A 1,286-nucleotide genomic window follows, 5' to 3' on the forward strand; every position below is an offset into this window, starting at 1 on the left:
TCGGTGTCCCACCCGATCCCATCCCGAACTCGGCCGTGAAACCCGACTGCGCCAATGGTACTACTGCCTAAGCAGTGGAAGAGTAGGTCGTCGCCAGGCATTGAAGCCTGTGCGGGAAACGAGAACCCATTCATGATCTCGTCCCAACGGGACACGCAACCCCCGCCACAAGCGGGGGTTCTCGCGTCTCCAACGGACACTCCATCAAAGCCCACTTTGATGGACCTTGGCGCGGGGTGGAGCAGCCCGGTAGCTCGTCAGGCTCATAACCTGAAGGTCACAGGTTCAAATCCTGTCCCCGCAACCAATCCTCACAAAAGCCCCAGACCACCCGGTCCGGGGCTTTCGTGCGTTTGGGCCCACATCCATCCCCAGCGCAACCGCAACACAGAACCGCCCGGACATCAGCGGTACTGTCCGCTGGGCGGGCCAGACTTGTCCGCCGCCCGACCGCCCGTTCGCGTCGCCCAAAAAAACCACGCCGTCAGACGACGGTCAGCACCATCGCCTAACGTCACGGCCGACACTCAACGGCCGGTTGAAAGCTAACAGATCTGCCGATTTCGACCGCATATGGCTGGGCTGCGACGGCCTCGTGCAAGCATCTCAGCCCGTCGGTCGCGACTGAGCCACGCGCCTACCAACTGGCGCAAATCGCGTGGAGCGAGGTCTCGGCCCTCATTCGTGCCATCTAGGGCTACGAGGGCGAAAAAAACCATCACCCGCGCCGTTCTGGTCGTTGCGTACGCTGACCCGGACCAACTCGCTAGGGCCGCCGCTGCCGGGGGCAGGAGATCGATCGAGCAGAATCGCTATGGCGCGGGCATGCTGTCCAGATCAGGTTGGAGCTGATGCGTTTCCTGCCGGTGGTCCCTACAAACCCCATGGGGTCGCAGAGGGGGCCGAGTGGCAGGCAACGATACCCCGTCTGCCGAGCCGAGCGAGAGGAACGCTGCCACAAGCATCGGCGCTGTAGCGTGTTCTGAGAGGCGGTACGGCGTCGAAACATACGCATGCACGATCCGCTCCCTGCGCGCTGGCGGCCGCCCTAGATGCCGTTAAAGGCGGCATGTTCTTGTGTTCGAAGGTCTATCCCCGAAGCCTGGTGTAACATCCCCGCAAGGCCTTCAAACATGTCCCGGTCAGCCGGCCCCGGCACCGCCATCATCGGTCGTGTCCGTCAACGTGGTGTAATTTCAGGTGTGCCACCGGGCCGCATCGTTCAGGCGGCCTTGGGTGTAATCTGTAGGGGCGGTACCTCCTCGATCTGTGGTGTGGCGAGAGCG

1 tRNA gene and 1 rRNA gene are annotated in these 1,286 nt (G+C 62.8%); both read left to right on the forward strand.

The window, feature by feature from the left end:
* Positions 1-99: ribosomal RNA gene (gene rrf, locus ACP690_RS18040) — 5S ribosomal RNA — on the forward strand; the annotation flags it as partial.
* Between the two features lie 131 nt (positions 100-230).
* Positions 231-307 (forward strand) — tRNA-Met (locus tag ACP690_RS18045).
* The last annotated feature ends 979 nt before the right edge of the window (positions 308-1,286 follow it).

It is taken from the genome of Sphingomonas sp. DC4900 (assembly GCF_049896485.1).
Classification (GTDB): Bacteria; Pseudomonadota; Alphaproteobacteria; order Sphingomonadales; family Sphingomonadaceae; genus Sphingomonas; species Sphingomonas aquatilis.